Here is a 15,308-nt window from a genome sequence, read left to right as displayed (position 1 = left end):
CCACCTTTCCGATCAGCTGGTCTCTGATTCGGCGTAGTCCTCGGCCGTCGGCTGGATCGGTACCTGCGCCTTCGCCAGCAGGTCGAATGCCTCCGGAACCGAGGCGGTCCAGCCGACCGCGTCGAACACCTTCGGTCGATTGAAACCCTCTTCCAGCAGGTGCGTCATGAGGTCGCGGAGCGGCTCGAACAACTTGTACGGATCAAGGATGACGAGCGGCCTGTCGTGCACGCCGAGCACCCGCGCGGTCCAGATCTCGAACAGCTCCTCCAGCGTGCCGAGACCACCGGGCAGCACCAGAAAAGCGTCCGAGCGACGATCCATCTCCGCCTTGCGGGAGCGCATGTCCGCGGTGACGATCAGCTCGTCGCTGTCCTCGTCGGAGATCTCGACGCTCACCAGGTTCTCGGGGATGACGCCCACGGTGTGGGCGCCACCGGCCCGGGCGGCGCGGGCCACCGCGCCCATGCACGACACCTTGGCGCCGCCGCTGACCAGCGTGTGACCGCGGCGGGCCAGCTCGGCGCCGACCTCGGCGGCCAGCTCGAGATACCGCTCGTCGATCCGGCTACTGGAGGCACAGAACACGCAGACGGACAGGCCCATCAGCTTCCGTTCCCACCGGCCTCCGCAACCTGCTGCACGGCCGCCTCCTCGGCCTCCCGCTGTTGTTCACGGGCCTGCGTGATGATCCGAACGACCTCGTCCGGATCGTCGGTGAGGTGCAGCAGGTCCGGGTCCGCAGGCGAGATCTTGCCGCTGGGCAGCAGGGTGCTCCGCACCCAGTCCAGTAGCCCGCCCCAGAACTCGGTGCCGACCAGCACGATGGGGAACTGCGTGATCTTCGTGGTCTGGACGAGCGTGATCGCTTCGAACAGCTCGTCGAGCGTGCCGAAACCACCCGGCAGGACGACGAAGGCCTCGGAGTACTTCACGAACATCGTCTTGCGGACGAAGAAGTAGCGGAACTCGATGCCGATGTCGACGTAGTCGTTCATCTTCTGCTCGAAGGGAAGCTCGATGCCGAGGCCCACCGAGACCCCGCCGCTCTCCAAAGCCCCCTTGTTACCGGCCTCCATGATGCCCGGCCCACCGCCGGTGATCACCGCGAAGCCCGCCTCGGCAAGTCGCGCCCCGATGTCAACGGCGAGTTCGTACTCGTCGGAGCCCGGCTTGGTGCGGGCGGAGCCGAACACGCTGACCCCCGGCCCCAGCTCGGCGAGCAGCCCGAAGCCTTCGACGAACTCCGACTGGATGCGCATGACCCGCCACGGGTCGGTGTGGAGCCAGTCCGGACGGCCCTGGCTGTCGAGCAGGCGCTGATCCGTCGTGGTCTTGGGCACGGCATTACCGCGCAATGTCGCAGGGCCCTGGCGGCGGGTGCCCGGGTTCACGTCCGATTCCATGCCACATACCGTAACCCGCTCGTCGGGGGCCATGGCGGCGGGATCGCGGAGCAACCGGATACTCAGCCCAGCCAGGTACGCATGCGGTCCTCACACGCGAAGATCCGGGGGATCTCGACGTACTCGCCCTTGGTGTGGGCCAGGGTCGGCTCACCCGGCCCGTAGTTGACGGCCGGGATGCCGAGCTCGGCGAAACGGGCGACGTCGGTCCAGCCCAGTTTGGCCTTGGCCTTCCCTCCGATGGCCTTGACGAAGGCCGCCGCGGCTGGGTGGTCGAGCCCGGGGCGAGCGGCCGGGGCCGCGTCCGTGACGCTGACCTCGAAGGCTCCGAAAAGGTCGCGCAGGTACGCCTCGGCCTCGTCGACCGACTTGTCGGGGGCGAAGCGGTAGTTGACGGTGACGACGCACTCGTCCGGGATCACGTTGCCCGCGACGCCTCCCCGTACGAACACCGCGTTGAGGCCTTCGTGATACTCCAGCCCGTCCACCACGGGGCCCGCCGGTTCATATGCGCGCAGCACGTCGAGGATCGCGCCGGCGTTGTGGATGGCGTTGGAACCCATCCACGCCCGGGCGCTGTGCGCCCGTTCGCCGGCCGCCCGCACCTCCACCCGCATAGTGCCCTGGCAACCCCCCTCGACCTGGGCGGACGTGGGCTCCATGAGCACGGCGAAATCGGCTTTGAGCAGCTCGGGGCGGGTGCGGGCGAGCCGCCTGAGCCCGTTGCGCTCCGCCTCGATCTCCTCACAGTCGTACACGACATAGGTGACGTCGCGCGTGGGCTCCGGAAGCGTCACCGCGAGCCGCAACAGCACCGCCAAGCCGCTCTTCATGTCCGTTGTGCCGCACCCGTACATCAGGTCGCCCTCGACCCGGGACGGCAGGTTGCCGTTGATCGGCACGGTGTCGGCGTGCCCTGCCAGCACGACGCGCTCCTCGTGGCCGCATGAGGTCCGCGCCACGACCGAGTCTCCGTCCCGCTCCACCGTCAGGTGCGGAAGTTCGACGAGCGCTTCATGTATCGCGTCGACGAGCGGCCGCTCCTGGCCGCTCACCGACTCGATGTCCACGAGCGCCCTGGTCAGCGCTGCCACGTCGGCAGAAAGATCGAGCCGCATGACGGACCTCCCTAGGCGTTCACGCCATGTTCGCGGAGGATGTCGTTGAGGGCGAGCTTGTCGTGCTGCTGGCCCTCCTTGAGCCGCTTGAGCACGAGCAGGCACGGCATGCCGAACTCTCCGCCAGGGAAGCTCTTTGTACGTGTGCCGCCGACGCACACCGACCAGGCCGGAGCCTCGCCGCGGGCGAGCTCATCGCCCGTCTCCACGTCGAAGACCCGCGTGGTGTTGGTCAAGATCGCCCCAGCGCCGATCTTCGCTCCCTGGCGCACCCTGGCGCCGTCCACGACCATGCAGCGCGAGCCGACGAACGCGTCGTCCTCGACCACGACGGGAACGGCGTTCGGCGGCTCCAGCACACCGCCGATGCCGACGCCACCGGACAGGTGGACGTTCTTGCCGATCTGGGCGCACGAGCCGACCGTGGCCCAGGTGTCCACCATCGTGCCGCTGTCCACGTAGGCACCGATGTTCGTGAACGAGGGCATGAGCACGACCCCGGGGGCCAGATAGGAGCCCCAGCGGGCGATGGCGCCAGGAACGACCCGCACCCCGTCCAGGCGGGTCTTGAGCGGAATCCGGTCGTTGTGCTGGAAGTCGCCGACCTGCGACCGCACCATGCCGAGGACCTTGAAGCTCATCAGGATCGCGCGCTTGGCCCGCTCATCGACGATCACCTCGTCGGTGGCCGGGTCGATGAAGGCCACGCGGGCCTCACCGGTGTCGATCTGGTCGACGGCGGTCACGATGGCCGTCCTGGCGTCGCCGTCATCCGGGTTGAGCTCGGTCCGCCGCTCCCACAGCGTGTCGATGGCGCTGGAGATCGGGCTGGTGAACGTATCGGTCATGGCGGGAGCTTATCGGGAGGCCGAGACGACGCAGACGGCATATCCGAACGCGCGCCAACTCCGGGTACGGTCATCCCGTGGGTCGATGGGACGCGCGCCGTATGCGCCTGCTTGGAATCACGCTCGTGGTGGCTATCGCCCTGGGTGTGGGAGGTTATGCACTCTTTTCCCGCGTTCGTCCGTATCTTCATGGATCCAATTGCGAGGTGCAGACCGCGCTCGGGAAGGAACCCCTCGACCTGGAGCAGGCGGCCAACTCGGCCACCATCGCAGCGGTGGCCTTCCGCAAGAAACTTCCCGAACGGGCCGTGGTGATCGCCTACGCCACCGCGATCCAGGAGTCGCACCTGCGCAATCTCGCGGGCGGAGACCGCGACTCGGTCGGCCTCTTCCAGCAGCGCCCGTCGCAGGGATGGGGCGCGGTCGAACAACTGCGGGACCCCGTCTACGCGTCGGGCCGGTTCTTCGACTCGCTGAAGAAGGTCAAGGACTACCTGGACCGCGATCTGCACGACGCCGCACAGCGCGTTCAGCGCAGCGCCGACGGCACCGCCTACGCCCAGCACGAGGACGAGGGCAAGATCCTCGCTCAGGGCTACACGGGCCGCCGCCCGGCCGCCGTACGCTGCTGGTTCCCGCCGGACAAGCGCACGACGCCTCGGCGCGCGGAGGCGATCCGAGAGCTGCGCCGCGGTTTCGGCCGGCTGCCGCTGAACGGGGACGCCGTGATGATCGAAAGCCCGCGGACAGGATGGTCGGTGGCCTCGTGGGGCGTGTCCCACGCGCAGGCCTACGGACTCACCGAGGTGCGGTACGCCGGAAAGCGCTGGGAGGCCGCGGACGGGCACTCAGGCTGGCACAACGACCCGAAGGCCCCGAAGGACCGCGTCATCATCAGGTGACCGCGAGCTCCTCACACGCCGAGAGAGCGCCCGATGATCTCTTTCATGATCTCGGTGGTGCCGCCGAAGATGGTGTGGATCCTGGCGTCCTGGTAGGCCTTGGCGATCGGGTACTCGGTCATGTAGCCGTAGCCGCCGTACAGCTGGACGCATCGGTCGACCACCGTCTTGAGCAGCTCGGTGTTCCAGTACTTCAGCATCGCCGCCTCTTCGGCGGTCAGCTCGCCGTCGGCGTCGGCCAGGACGCACGTGTCGGTGAACGCCCGCGCCACCGTCAGCTCGGTCTTCATCTCGGCCAGCGTGAACCGGTTGTGCTGGAACCTGCCGATCGGGCGGCCGAACGCCTCACGGGTCTTGCAGTACTCCAGCGTCCGCTCGAAGGACGCCTCGGCCCCGGCCAGCGCGGCGGCGCCGATCGACAGGCGCTCCCGCGCGAGGTTCTGCATGAGGTAGATGAACCCCATGCCCTCCTCGCCGAGGAGATTGGCCTTGGGGACTCTCACCTCGTCGAAGAACAGCTCGGCGGTGTCCTGGGCGTGCAGGCCCACCTTGTCCAGGTTGCGGCCGCGCTCGAAGCCCGCCATGCCGCGCTCGACGACGAGCAGGCTGACACCCTTGGCACCGGCCGAGGGATCGGTCTTGGCGACGACGATGACCAGATCGGCCAGGATGCCGTTGGAGATGAAGGTCTTGGAGCCGTTGAGGACGTAGTCGTCGCCGTCCCGCACCGCGGTGGTCTTGATGCCCTGCAGGTCCGAACCGGCCGCGGGCTCGGTCATCGCGATGGCGGTGATGATCTCGCCGGAGCAGTAGCCGGGCAGCCAACGCCGCTTCTGCTCCTCGTCGCTGAGGCGGATGAGGTAGGAGCCGTTGATGTCGTTGTGCACGGCGAAACCCGGGCCGTGCGCCCCGGCCTTGGCCAGTTCCTCGTCCAGGATCATGTAGTAGCGGAAGTCGGCGTTGCCCCCGCCGCCGTAGCGCTCGTCGACGTCGATGCCAAGCAGACCCTGGCGGCCGGCGGCCAGCCACACGTCACGGGAGACGACGCCGTCCTTCTCCCACTGCTCGTGGTGCGGCGTGATCTCCTTCGCGATGAAGGACCGCACCGTGTCGCGGAAGGCCTCGTGCTCCTCAGTGAAGATCTCGCGCCGCACCTCAGGTCCTTTCAGAGCTGTACGACCGGCTAACGGGCAATCTAGCAGCCACAACGCGAAACCGAACAGTATTCGGCCCACCGGATCACGACCCGGATCAGGGCAGAGATCGAGCCGGAACCGGCTCCGCGGGAGGGGTGGAGGAGAAGGTGCCGGTACGGCGGATCACCTGCCACCGCAGGCGCGTGCCGAGCAAGGCCGTCACCAGTGACTGGATCACGACCAGGTACATCAGCTGCCGGTAGACGACCTGCTGCAGCGGCAGCGTCCACAGCGTGCGCAGCCGCTCGCCGTCCAGCCGCAGTGCGTACGCCCCTGCGACGGCTTGAGCGATCATGAAGACGAGCCACGACGCGGCCATGTCCATCGGATCGAGGAAGACCAGGCCGTACAGCGCGAACACGTCCACGGCCGGGGCGAACAGCGGCAGGGCCACCTGGAAGACGACGAGGTAGGAGAGGCAACGGCGCCCGAACGGGCCGCGCTCGACGACCGAACGCCTGTGCTTCCACATCGCCTGGAGCGTGCCGTAGCACCAGCGGTAGCGCTGCCGCCACAGCTGCCGCACCGACGAAGGCGCCTCCGTCCAGGCGAGTGCCGACTCCTCGTACTCCACCCGCCAGCCGGCCCGGCAGATCGCCATCGTCAGGTCGGTGTCCTCGGCCAGGGTGTCGTTGCTGACCCCGCCCACGGACATCAGGGCCTCACGGCGGAACGCCCCGATCGCCCCCGGAACGGTGGGCATGCACTGCAGCACGTCGAACATTCGCCGGTCCAGATTGAAGCCGATGACGTACTCGATGTGCTGCCATCGGCCGAGGATCCGGCCCCGGTTGGCGACCTTGGTGTTGCCGCTCACCGCCCCGACCCTGGCGTTGGCGAGCGGCCTTACGAGATTGCCGATCGTGTCGCGCTGGAAGACGGTGTCACCGTCCACGAGGACGAGCACGTCGTAGCGGGCGTTCGCGATGCCGGTGTTGAGCGCCGACGGCTTGCCGCCGTTGTCCTGGCAGATCAGACGTACGTTCGACAGCCGCAGGTTGTCGACGATCCAGGCCGTCTGGTCGGTCGAACCGTCGTCCACGACGATGATCTCCATCGGCGCCGGGTAGTCGGTATCGAGCAGCGACCGTACGGTCGCCTCGATGCCCGCCTCCTCGTTGTAGGCGGGCACGATCACCGAGACCGGGGGCGGGGCCAGTCGGGCCCACCCGCGCTTCTGCCTCCGACGCCTGCGTCGCATCTGCCGTACGTGCGCACGCGCCAGCCACAGCAGCGTCGCCAGCCGGAGCGCCGTCAGGACGGCGGCGATCCCGAACAGGAAGGTCAACGCCCCGACCAGTCGGCTGGACGCCCACTGAGCGGTCACGAGGGCATTACCGATCACCCGCTCGGGGGCCGACGCCCGGATCTCCGCCGCCGGACTCCCGAGCGCCTCGGTCAGCGTCGTGAACTGGTAACCGCGCTTCGAGTAGAGGGTGAGCAGACGGTCGACGGCCGCGACCGTCTGGGTGCGGTCTCCACCCGAGTCATGCAGCATCACGACGGCGCCGCGGCCTCGGGGACCGTCAGTGGCCGCCGCCACGATGGCGTCAGTGCCGGGCCGTCTCCAGTCCTCCGTGTCCCTGTCCGCGAGGACGACGAGATAGCCCTGCCCGCCGATCTGTTGCGCGGCCTGCCATTGAGAGCCGGTCATGGCGGCCGGCGTGGCGGAGTAGGGCATGCGCATGAGCCGGGTGTGGACGCCGATCGTCCCGGCCAGAACGCGCTGGGTCAGATCGAGCTCCACTCGTTGGCGCCATTCCGCGGCGGACGCCATGTCGATGTGCGTGTAGGTATGGACCCCGAGCTCGTGCCCCTCCCGTCGCACTCTGCGAGTGAGCCCCGGATGCTCCGCCACGTGCGCGCCGACCACGAAGAAGGTCGCCTTGGCGTTGTGGCGGCGCAGGACGTCGAGCAGCTGCGGCGTCCATTTCGGGTCCGGTCCGTCGTCGAAGGTGAGCGCGATCTTCCCGGGTCTGGCGCCGGCGCTCTGCGGCGCGCTGCCCGTCAGGTTGAGGACGGGGCCGCCGTTCGCCACGGCCGCGGGTGGGCGCCCCGTGCCTTTCACCGTGTCCTTAGGACCTTCGCCGATCGCACCATGCGCGAGTCCGTTCAAGATCAATGCCGCGGCGAGGGTGAGTCCGGCCAGTATCAGCAGGATCCAGTGACCGCGCGGATCTCCCCTTCTCATCCGGGCTTGCGCGGGTTGGCGGACTTCGTACGGCCTACCGCGCGCGGAGTCGCGTGGGCCCCCGCCTTACCAGGGGCGCTGGTCGTCGCCGTGGGGCCGGTTCCGGGGGTGGCGGTCTGCCGCGGCGCGGTGAGAGACGGCGGTGAGACACCAGGAGACGTGGGCGCGGGCGCTGTGCCCGAATGGGCGTCCGGACTCGGCGTCTTGCTCTTCCGCTGGTGTCCCGGTTCGGCGCCGATGCCGTTCTTGCCCCCGCCGTTGCCCGGCCAGGGGGTCATCGGCAGGTCGGCACCGGCGAACAGCCCTACCCCGACAAGAGCGAGGTACCCGGCAAGGAGGCCCGCGGAGATCACTCCGACGCGTCGGGTCAGCCGTCTTCGCCGTCCGGTCGCATCGACGAACACCGGCGCAGGGGGTTGAATCATAGGGTTGTTTTACAGCACTCGCGGTGGCTTTTGCGTAGTTTTGGCCCTCGTTCACAGTACAAGTCCGGCGCCGTTCCTCAGCCGCCGCCCCTGACTCGTGTCCGGCCCGCCGTCCGGTCAGAGGTCGCGCCACTCCTGCCGCTCATAGTCGATGATCCGCGGCTTGACCAGTGTGTTCGCCTCGACGTCGCGATGGCGCAGGTCCCGGCCGAAGACCAAGGCGGCCGTGAGCACGCTCTGGTCGAGGAAGCGGAGCGAAGGGGCATCGGCCGGGAGCCGCAACGCCGGCGGCGAGGACCCTGCCGCGGCGAGGACGTATCCCCAGTCGCCGAAGCTCGGCACGTCCACGTGGTACGGCGTGGTGGCGAACCCCGCCGCCCGGATGCTCTTCTCGATGCACCAGTACGACTTCGGCGCGAAGAAGGGCGAGCCCGACTGGACCACCATCCGGCCGTCCGGCGCGAGGAGACGGCGGACCAGCCCGTAGAACTCGACCGAGTAGAGCTTGGCCGTCGGCACGTCGTCGGGATCGGGCATGTCCACGATCACCGTGTCGTAACCGGCGGCCTCCACGCCGGGCGCGGACCGCGCACCGGCCCGTGCTCCGGCGGCCGCCTGGACCTCCGCCACGCCCGGATGCGCTCGCAGCCAGCCGAAGGCATCGGCGTTGACGACCCGCACCCGCGGATCGCCCAGCGAATTGTCGTTCAGATCGGCCAGAGCGCCGTACGACCTGGCCAGCCGGGTCATCTCGGGGTCGAGTTCGACCAGTGTCACGGCGCGCACGTCCCGGTACCGCAGCACCTCACGCAGGGCCAGGCCGTCGCCACCGCCGAGGATGAGCACCCTGCCGCGCGTCCCGGCGAGCGCCGGGTGGACCAGCGACTCGTGGTAGCGGTACTCGTCGACGGACGAGAACTGCAGGTCCCCGTTGAGGAACAGCCGCAGGTCGGGGCGGCCGGACAGCCGCACCGCCCGGGTGATGACGATCTCCTGGTACCGCGTGCGCTCTGCCAGCGCGATCGGGTCGCGGTAGAGGGCCTGCCGCGCGTCGGCCTCGAAGCCGTCCGCCAGCACGTACGTTCCGCACAGCACGGCGATGACCACGGCCATGCCGCCCCACAGGACCGTCCGGGCGCCACGGCGCACCTGCCCGCGGAACAGCCAGAGCACGACGGCGATGCCGGCGACGGCGTTCACCATGCCGACGATCAGCGCGCCCTTGATCTGCCCGAACGCGGGCAGGAGCAGGAACGGGAAGGCCAGCCCGCCGACAAGCGCACCCACGTAGTCGGCGGCGAACAGGTCAGCGACGGCGCTGCTCGCGTCCTGTCGCCGGATGCGCTGCAGGAGCGTCATCAGGAGCGGGATCTCGGCGCCGATGAGCCCGCCGACGAGGAAGGCGACGGCGACGAGCGCGGGCGTGTAGAGGTCCAGCCAGGCGAAGGCGGCGTACAGGCCGAGCACCGACAACCCGCCCAGCAGCGCCAAGGCCCCTTCGACCAGCGCGAAGGCCGCCACGGCATGGCGCTGGAACGGCTTGGCCGCCAACGACCCGACGCCCATGGCGAAGACCATCACCGACAGCACGATCGACGCCTGCGTGATCGAGTTGCCGACGAGATAGCTGCCGAGCGCCACCAGCGCCAGTTCGTAGACGAGCCCGCACGCGGCGCACGCGAAGACCGCCGCGAGCACGAACGCCCGAGCCGGCCGCGCCGAGACCCGGACCGCCTGGTGCGTCGCCTCCGATTCGGTCATCGGGCGATCTTACGCCCGAAAACGCATCACGAGATGGCCGCGGCGATGATCGCCGCCGTGGCCAGGTCGGTGGCGGCGACCACCCAGCACGCCGGGTGGATGCCGGGGCCGGACGAGGTCTGCGACGTCGCGGCCGGCGAGTCGCGCTCATCTCCGGCGTCGCCTGTGACCGCCTCGACGACGATCGCGCCGAGCCGGCCCGGTGTGATCGCGTCGAGCACGAGGAACGCGAGGCTCGTCAGGACGATGCCGAGCACCCCGTAGACCACCGTCGAGACGATCCCCTCACCCAGGCTGTCCTCGCTGGTCAGGATCGCGGTGGTGACGATGGCGCCGACGCCGAGCAGCTTCGCGGCGAGCACCAGGCCGGCGCCCCGGTTGCGGTCGGCCCAGATCAGCTGGCCGAGCTTGCCCGGCGTCAGCAGATCGACCACCAGGTAGCCGAGCGCCATCAGGGCGACGCCGACGGCGCCGTACGCCAGTGCGGCGCCACCTTCGTTGACGAGGTCTTCGAGCATCAGCGCGCACTCCTGTCGTATCCGGTCCCGCCCCGCGTCCTGGCGAGGCGGCTGTACACGACGGCGCAGGCGATCCACGCCAGGCCGCCGACGATCATGATCGCCGTAGCCCCTCGACGAGATCCGCGGTGGCCACGCCGGAGATCGTCCAGAGCAGTGGCGAGCGTTCGAAGGGACTCATTCGGCTCACTTGCCCTCGCCGGGTCCGCCCCCGCGGAAGTCCGAGCCGCGCCCGGGGGCGGCCCAGCGGTTCCCGACATAGTTGTAATAGCGCCGGTAACCGCGGTCGGCGTCGTCGACCGTGATGCGGCTGCCCATGACACCGTCGGGCAGCACGGCGACGACGAGGTTGGAATAGCGCAGGAACACCCCGGCCGGGTCGTCGGCCCGCTCCGACGGCCGGAACTTACGGGTGATGTCCGACGCGACCTTGGTCGGCGCGCCGGACGCCCGGTAGGTGTCCGTGGCCGTACGGGTGTAGTTCTTGGCGATCCAGCCGCGCGGGGAGGAGCCGCCCGTGAGCAGCGAGGCCACCAGGGCGATGACGCCGAGGCCGGCCACCAGCCCACCCGCGATGTACCACTTCTTCACAGCCCGGTCCCCCTCGTCAGTGTCGTGCTGCCCGGTGTCGCGGTGTGCGGTGTCGCGGTGTGCGGTGTCGCGGTGTGCGGTGTCGTCGTGTGCTGGGTCATCCCGTGGCCTCCAGCCGGGTCCGGGTCTCGACGATCTCCAAGGTCTGCGGGTAGGCGTGCCAGGTGCGCCACCCGAGGCCGGCCTCGACGGCTATCGCCGTCACGGCGTACGGCGAGCCCGGGAAGGTGCCCGTCAACGCGTCCGTACGGCCGGCCAGCCGTCGCCGCAGGGATTCCACAGCCGCCTCGAAGCCGGCCTGGTCGTGCTCGCGGGTGTCGGAGGTGAAGTCGTACGACCACTCGCCCACCGTCCGGCTCACCTCGCCCGGCAGCGGACCCGAGAGGCCGGGCAGGCACGCGACGGTCTCGCTGATCGGGCCGGCGATGACCTGGTGCGAGGCGCCGAGCAGGCGCAGCTCCACCCGGAGCGGCCCGCGGGTCGCGGACAGGGTCGCGAGGGCGTCGACCGGCGGCAGGCCCAAGGCGAAACCGAGGGCGTCCGCTCGCGTGTCGACATAGGCCGCGTCGAGGTCGGGGAGCATCAGCTGCCCGGGTAGATGGTCATCGTGCCGCGCGGCACCCGCTCTCCGGTCCCGGCCTCCCAGGCCCCGCCGCCGAAGCGTTCGAAGGAGAGGTAGCGGCCGCCGGAGGCCTCGTAGTCGGCGTACTCGACCCGGCCGCTCTCGCCCAGGCCCGTGGTGCCCTCGGTACGGTAGTCGGCGCTGCCGTGCTCGTCGCGGCGGTACTCCACGCCGTCGAACGTGATCGTCGGCTGATCGGGCACGAGGTCGCCGATGTCGACCTCGGTCCACCAGACGACCTCGAGGTCGGGGTCCTCCTCGACCGAGACCCAGACCTTGCGGCCCGCCGTGGTGTCGGCCTCCAGCAGGTGTTCGTCCCACGTGAAGCCGCCCTCACGCAGCCGCACCGATCCTCGGATGAAATAGCGGACGCCGAGATACTCGACCATGTCCCCGGCCTTGAGCGCGCGCGGGTCGCCGGCGACCTCGCCGACGGAGGCGAACGGATCCCGCGGGGCCGGGGTGCCCTCCTGCGGCTGACGGCCCCGGCCGCGAAGAACGATCACGATAAGCACGGCCAGGGCGATCAGGATCAGCAAGAGCAGGATCGCAATGGAAGGTCCCAGCACGCGTACAGCACCTCCGCGCAGACAATGACCGGCATTAGCCGTGAAATCGGATTTCGCCGGATCCTATCCACTCTCGACCCAACAAGCCCAGTAGGCACCGAACGATGGCGCTTACCGGCCGCTCTCACGCGGTTATCGGACTCATTTCATCCGTTTCCGGTTCCCGTCATGGCGACAGTGCCGGGATGGATGCCGCCGATGGGCGGGCGACGCGACCGGCGGGTCAGCAGGACCGGCGGGTCAGCGGAACCGGCGGGTCAGAGCCGCTCGGTGGCGGCGGCGACGCGCTCGTCCGTGGCAGTGAAGGCGACCCGGACGTGCCGGTCCCCGGCGGGGCCGTAGAAGTCGCCGGGTGCCACCAGGATGCCAAGGTCGGCGAGGTGCCCGACGGTGTCCCAGCAGGACTCTCCGCGGGTCGCCCAGAGATACAGCGCCGCCTCGGAATGGTCGATGCGGAACCCGTGCCCTTCGAGGGCGCGCTTGAGCGCGGTGCGACGCCGGGCGTAGCGGGCGCGCTGCTCCTCGGCGTGCACGTCGTCGTCGAGCGCCACGGCCATCGCCGCCTGCACCGGAGCCGGCATGATCATCCCCGCGTGCTTGCGTACGGCCAGCAGCCGCGCGACCACGGCGGGGTCGCCGGTGACGAAACCCGCGCGGTAACCGGCCATGTTGGAGCGCTTGGACAGCGAGTGAAGGGCGAGCAGGCCCTCGTGCGACCCCTCGCATACGTCCGGATGCAGGATCGACACCGGCTGCCTGCCGGGCGTGGCGTCCCAGCCGAACTCGATGTAGCACTCGTCGTTGACGACGAGCACGCCACGGTCGCGCGCCCACCCGACGACCTTGCGCAGATGCTCGGCCGGCAGCACCGCGCCGGTCGGGTTCGACGGCGAGTTGATCCAGATCAGCTTGGGAGTGACCGGCCCGAGAGAGAGCAGCCCGTCGGTGGCGATCGGCTCGGCCCCTGCGAGTCGCGCGCCCACGTCGTACGTCGGGTAGGCGAGCCGGGGAAAGGCCACCTGATCACCGGGACCCGCGCCGAGCAGCGTGGGCAACCAGGCGACGAGTTCCTTGGTGCCGATGGCCGGCAGCACGGCCGCCGGGTCGGCGTCCACGCCCAGCCGCCGGCGCAGCCACCCCGCGGCGGCGGCGCGCACTTCGGGTGCGCCGTACGTCAGCGGATAGCCGGGGGCGTCGGACGCCTCGCTCAGCGCCTTGCGCACCGCGTCAGGCGTGGGGTCGACCGGGGTGCCGACCGACAGGTCGACGATGCCGCCCGGATGGCGACCGGCGAGCTCCTTGTACGGCTCCAGCCGGTCCCACGGGAAGTCGGGCAGCGCCCTGTTCACGACCGCCCTACGTTCACTCGCACTCATGGCTTCGCCCTCCCCCGTGCTCATCTGGCTCAAGGCCGTGACCTTGCGACACCCGGTTCAAGGCCGTGACCTTGCGATCCTACCCAGGACAGGTCGCAAGATCACGGCCAGGTGAGAACGCTTCGAGAGGAAACCCGTCACCTACTCCGCGGTCTGCGGAGGCAGCGCGGAGACGATCGGGTGATCCTTGTCGATCTTCCCTACCTTGGACGCGCCGCCGGGCGAGCCCAGATCGTCGAAGAACTCCACATTGGCCTTGTAGAAGTCCTTCCACTGCTCAGGAGTGTCATCCTCGTAATAGATCGCCTCTACCGGGCACACCGGCTCGCAAGCACCACAGTCGACGCACTCGTCCGGGTGGATGTAGAGCATGCGCTTGCCCTCGTAGATGCAGTCGACGGGGCACTCCTCAATGCATGCCTTGTCAAGCAGATCCACGCAGGGCTGCGCGATGACGTAAGTCACGTCGTGACTCCTCTCGGGCCTCGTCTCGGCTCATCGCAAGCCTATGCACCTAATATTGCCGTGCCGGACCGGTAGATTCGACCTGGGGGTTGCCACATGTCCTACCGATTTGCCGCACGGCTCCTCGTTTCGGTGACGCCGGCCGACGTGGGGCAGCGGGTCTCGCTGCGCCGTCGGCTGCCAACCGGAGAGTACAGCGATGTGGTGGGCGTACTCGAATCATGGTCCGACGGGATGCTGCGGGTGCGGAGGCGTACCGATGAGGTCGTCGAGGTGCCTGAGGGCATCGTCGTCGCGGGCAAGGTCGTCCCCCCGGCGCCGCCGCGTCGCCGCCCCCGCACCGAGTGACACTCGGGGCGATCTCGCGGTCGTTCGCGATGGATCACCCGAGCGACTCTGCCGTCGGCACCTCCGATCATCCGCCCAGCAGGGCGGCGACGATCTCCCGGCGCCAACGCCCGGCCGGTCCGCGAAAAGCGCGCGGCGGCAGGACGGTGAGGTAGGACGCCCTGCCGGGCGCCCCGGGATCGAGGCGCAGCCGAACCTCGGCAGAACCCGGTGGATACCGGCGGCCGGTCGCGGCCTCGACATCCTCGGATGTGACCGTGACCGTCTCGGCGATCTCGCGGAAAGCGCGTCCGGGCTCGACGTCGAGGTCGGCCCAGTGCGCCCGCAGCAAGGTCTGGGCAAGCCCGTTGACCACGTCGCACCAGCCCACCGTCAGATCCGGCGGGATCCGCCTGCCCTGGAGTTCGGGCAGGCCGAATCGGGCCAGCCCGGCCGTGGTCATCCACATGCCGCGCCGGATGTCGGTCTGGTCGGCCGAGACGCCGACCTCCAGCCACTCCCCCACGGCGAAGCGGTGCCGGTCGCGTAACGCGCAGGGCGCCCACCGGACCGGCCGCAGGAGCGGCGCCTCGGGGTCGAAAAGGATGCCTCCGGTGGCGACGGCGAGGGCTTCGGCGGTGGTGACCGCCGTCCACGCGTGCAGCGGTGGCCACGCCGGGCCGTACGTCGCCGCGACCATAAGATGCCGTTCCGCCGAGCGCACCTTTGCCAGCGTCGCCGGATCGAGATGCGGACCGCAGTCGAGGCAGCCCAGCAGCTCCACCATTCCCGCGAGCGGTGGCCGACCGGCCTCGATCACCTCGACTCGCGGTGCGACATCGACGAGCGGAGCGCCGTCCGCCGATAACGCCTTGGCCGCGTGTCCGACGGGCCGTTCCGCCAGGCCCGACGGCATCCGCTCGGGCGCCGCGACGACGTACAGGGACAGGAGTCTCTCCGGTACGGGGAGGACCAGGGTGTTCGCCATGCCAC

The 15,308-nt window shown here is 69.6% G+C and carries 17 protein-coding genes; 2 read left to right on the top strand and 15 right to left on the bottom strand.

The annotated features are described in order from the left end of the window. Positions 1 to 12 precede the first annotated feature (12 nt). The 4 genes from HKK72_RS07865 to HKK72_RS07850 all read right to left on the bottom strand — a co-directional run bounded on the left by HKK72_RS07865 (position 13) and on the right by HKK72_RS07850 (position 3,372). Entirely contained in the window at positions 13 to 606 is a 594-nt protein-coding gene (locus tag HKK72_RS07865) for a TIGR00730 family Rossman fold protein (protein ID WP_222720467.1), read from the bottom strand. After that, the gene (locus tag HKK72_RS07860; RefSeq protein WP_187233593.1) at positions 606 to 1,406 is read right to left on the bottom strand and encodes a TIGR00730 family Rossman fold protein; all 801 of its coding nucleotides are present in this window, start codon (positions 1,404 to 1,406) and stop codon (positions 606 to 608) included. The genes HKK72_RS07865 and HKK72_RS07860 overlap by 1 nt, the downstream gene beginning before the upstream one ends. Before the next feature lie 62 nt (positions 1,407 to 1,468). Next, a complete protein-coding gene (dapE, locus tag HKK72_RS07855; RefSeq protein WP_187233592.1) occupies positions 1,469 to 2,524 on the bottom strand; it encodes a succinyl-diaminopimelate desuccinylase in 1,056 nt (351 codons plus the stop codon). 11 nt (positions 2,525 to 2,535) lie between these two features. Next, entirely contained in the window at positions 2,536 to 3,372 is an 837-nt protein-coding gene (locus HKK72_RS07850) for a 2,3,4,5-tetrahydropyridine-2,6-dicarboxylate N-succinyltransferase (RefSeq protein WP_187233591.1), read from the bottom strand. A 206-nt stretch (positions 3,373 to 3,578) separates the two neighbouring features. On the opposite strand from HKK72_RS07850, the gene HKK72_RS07845 reads away from it, so the two are divergent. Beyond that, positions 3,579 to 4,274 (top strand): hypothetical protein, encoded by a 696-nt coding sequence (locus HKK72_RS07845; protein WP_315987137.1) that lies wholly within the window; start codon positions 3,579 to 3,581, stop codon positions 4,272 to 4,274. Positions 4,275 to 4,285: 11 nt separating this feature from the next. On the opposite strand, the gene HKK72_RS07840 is transcribed toward HKK72_RS07845, so the two are convergent. The 10 genes from HKK72_RS07840 to fdxA all read right to left on the bottom strand — a co-directional run bounded on the left by HKK72_RS07840 (position 4,286) and on the right by fdxA (position 13,988). Continuing rightward, complete coding sequence (locus tag HKK72_RS07840; RefSeq protein ID WP_187233589.1) at positions 4,286 to 5,428, bottom strand: acyl-CoA dehydrogenase family protein; 1,143 nt, start codon at positions 5,426 to 5,428, stop codon at positions 4,286 to 4,288. 97 nt (positions 5,429 to 5,525) lie between these two features. Then, the gene (locus HKK72_RS07835) at positions 5,526 to 7,538 is read right to left on the bottom strand and encodes a bifunctional polysaccharide deacetylase/glycosyltransferase family 2 protein (RefSeq protein WP_315987136.1); all 2,013 of its coding nucleotides are present in this window, start codon (positions 7,536 to 7,538) and stop codon (positions 5,526 to 5,528) included. 119 nt (positions 7,539 to 7,657) lie between these two features. Beyond that, positions 7,658 to 8,086 (bottom strand): hypothetical protein, encoded by a 429-nt coding sequence (locus HKK72_RS07830; protein ID WP_187233587.1) that lies wholly within the window; start codon positions 8,084 to 8,086, stop codon positions 7,658 to 7,660. A gap of 117 nt (positions 8,087 to 8,203) precedes the next feature. Next, entirely contained in the window at positions 8,204 to 9,847 is a 1,644-nt protein-coding gene (locus HKK72_RS07825; protein ID WP_187233586.1) for a polyamine aminopropyltransferase, read from the bottom strand. 26 nt (positions 9,848 to 9,873) lie between these two features. Then, complete coding sequence (locus tag HKK72_RS07820) at positions 9,874 to 10,365, bottom strand: DUF350 domain-containing protein (protein WP_187233585.1); 492 nt, start codon at positions 10,363 to 10,365, stop codon at positions 9,874 to 9,876. 186 nt (positions 10,366 to 10,551) lie between these two features. After that, on the bottom strand, positions 10,552 to 10,956 hold the full coding sequence (locus HKK72_RS07815) for a DUF4247 domain-containing protein (protein ID WP_187233584.1): 405 nt from the start codon (positions 10,954 to 10,956) through the stop codon (positions 10,552 to 10,554). A 97-nt stretch (positions 10,957 to 11,053) separates the two neighbouring features. Next, complete coding sequence (locus HKK72_RS07810; protein ID WP_187233583.1) at positions 11,054 to 11,539, bottom strand: DUF2617 family protein; 486 nt, start codon at positions 11,537 to 11,539, stop codon at positions 11,054 to 11,056. Further along, positions 11,539 to 12,147, bottom strand: coding sequence for a DUF4178 domain-containing protein (locus HKK72_RS07805; protein ID WP_187233582.1), 609 nt, complete (start codon positions 12,145 to 12,147; stop codon positions 11,539 to 11,541). The genes HKK72_RS07810 and HKK72_RS07805 overlap by 1 nt, the downstream gene beginning before the upstream one ends. A gap of 257 nt (positions 12,148 to 12,404) precedes the next feature. After that, positions 12,405 to 13,523: a succinyldiaminopimelate transaminase gene (dapC, locus tag HKK72_RS07800; protein ID WP_187233581.1), complete on the bottom strand. Its 1,119-nt coding sequence runs from the start codon at positions 13,521 to 13,523 to the stop codon at positions 12,405 to 12,407. Between the two features lie 141 nt (positions 13,524 to 13,664). Beyond that, positions 13,665 to 13,988, bottom strand: coding sequence for a ferredoxin (gene fdxA, locus HKK72_RS07795; RefSeq protein WP_187233580.1), 324 nt, complete (start codon positions 13,986 to 13,988; stop codon positions 13,665 to 13,667). Positions 13,989 to 14,084: 96 nt separating this feature from the next. Between fdxA and HKK72_RS07790 the strand changes: the two genes are divergently transcribed. Next, on the top strand, positions 14,085 to 14,336 hold the full coding sequence (locus tag HKK72_RS07790; protein WP_187233579.1) for a hypothetical protein: 252 nt from the start codon (positions 14,085 to 14,087) through the stop codon (positions 14,334 to 14,336). A gap of 67 nt (positions 14,337 to 14,403) precedes the next feature. Here the strand turns inward: HKK72_RS07790 and HKK72_RS07785 are convergent, their stop codons facing one another. Then, positions 14,404 to 15,303 carry a hypothetical protein gene (locus HKK72_RS07785; RefSeq protein ID WP_187233578.1) on the bottom strand — a complete coding sequence of 300 codons (900 nt, stop codon included), beginning with the start codon at positions 15,301 to 15,303 and terminating at the stop codon, positions 14,404 to 14,406. Positions 15,304 to 15,308: the final 5 nt, after the last annotated feature.

The organism is Actinomadura sp. HBU206391, from assembly GCF_014323665.1.
In the GTDB taxonomy this organism is placed as follows: Bacteria; Actinomycetota; Actinomycetes; order Streptosporangiales; family Streptosporangiaceae; genus Actinomadura_C.
The sequence above is the reverse complement of the archived record's forward strand: the minus strand, read 5'-3'. Positions and strand labels throughout refer to the sequence as shown.

Coding starts and splice junctions, on each gene's coding strand:
- HKK72_RS07830 (WP_187233587.1), bottom strand. CDS start 8,086: ATGATTCAACCCCCTGCGCCGGTGTTCGTCGATGCGACCGGACGGCGA.
- HKK72_RS07850 (WP_187233591.1), bottom strand. CDS start 3,372: ATGACCGATACGTTCACCAGCCCGATCTCCAGCGCCATCGACACGCTG.
- HKK72_RS07865 (WP_222720467.1), bottom strand. CDS start 606: ATGGGCCTGTCCGTCTGCGTGTTCTGTGCCTCCAGTAGCCGGATCGAC.
- HKK72_RS07860 (WP_187233593.1), bottom strand. CDS start 1,406: ATGGAATCGGACGTGAACCCGGGCACCCGCCGCCAGGGCCCTGCGACA.
- HKK72_RS07785 (WP_187233578.1), bottom strand. CDS start 15,303: ATGGCGAACACCCTGGTCCTCCCCGTACCGGAGAGACTCCTGTCCCTG.
- HKK72_RS07825 (WP_187233586.1), bottom strand. CDS start 9,847: ATGACCGAATCGGAGGCGACGCACCAGGCGGTCCGGGTCTCGGCGCGG.
- dapE (WP_187233592.1), bottom strand. CDS start 2,524: ATGCGGCTCGATCTTTCTGCCGACGTGGCAGCGCTGACCAGGGCGCTC.
- HKK72_RS07790 (WP_187233579.1), top strand. CDS start 14,085: ATGTCCTACCGATTTGCCGCACGGCTCCTCGTTTCGGTGACGCCGGCC.
- dapC (WP_187233581.1), bottom strand. CDS start 13,523: ATGAGTGCGAGTGAACGTAGGGCGGTCGTGAACAGGGCGCTGCCCGAC.
- HKK72_RS07810 (WP_187233583.1), bottom strand. CDS start 11,539: ATGCTCCCCGACCTCGACGCGGCCTATGTCGACACGCGAGCGGACGCC.
- HKK72_RS07820 (WP_187233585.1), bottom strand. CDS start 10,365: ATGCTCGAAGACCTCGTCAACGAAGGTGGCGCCGCACTGGCGTACGGC.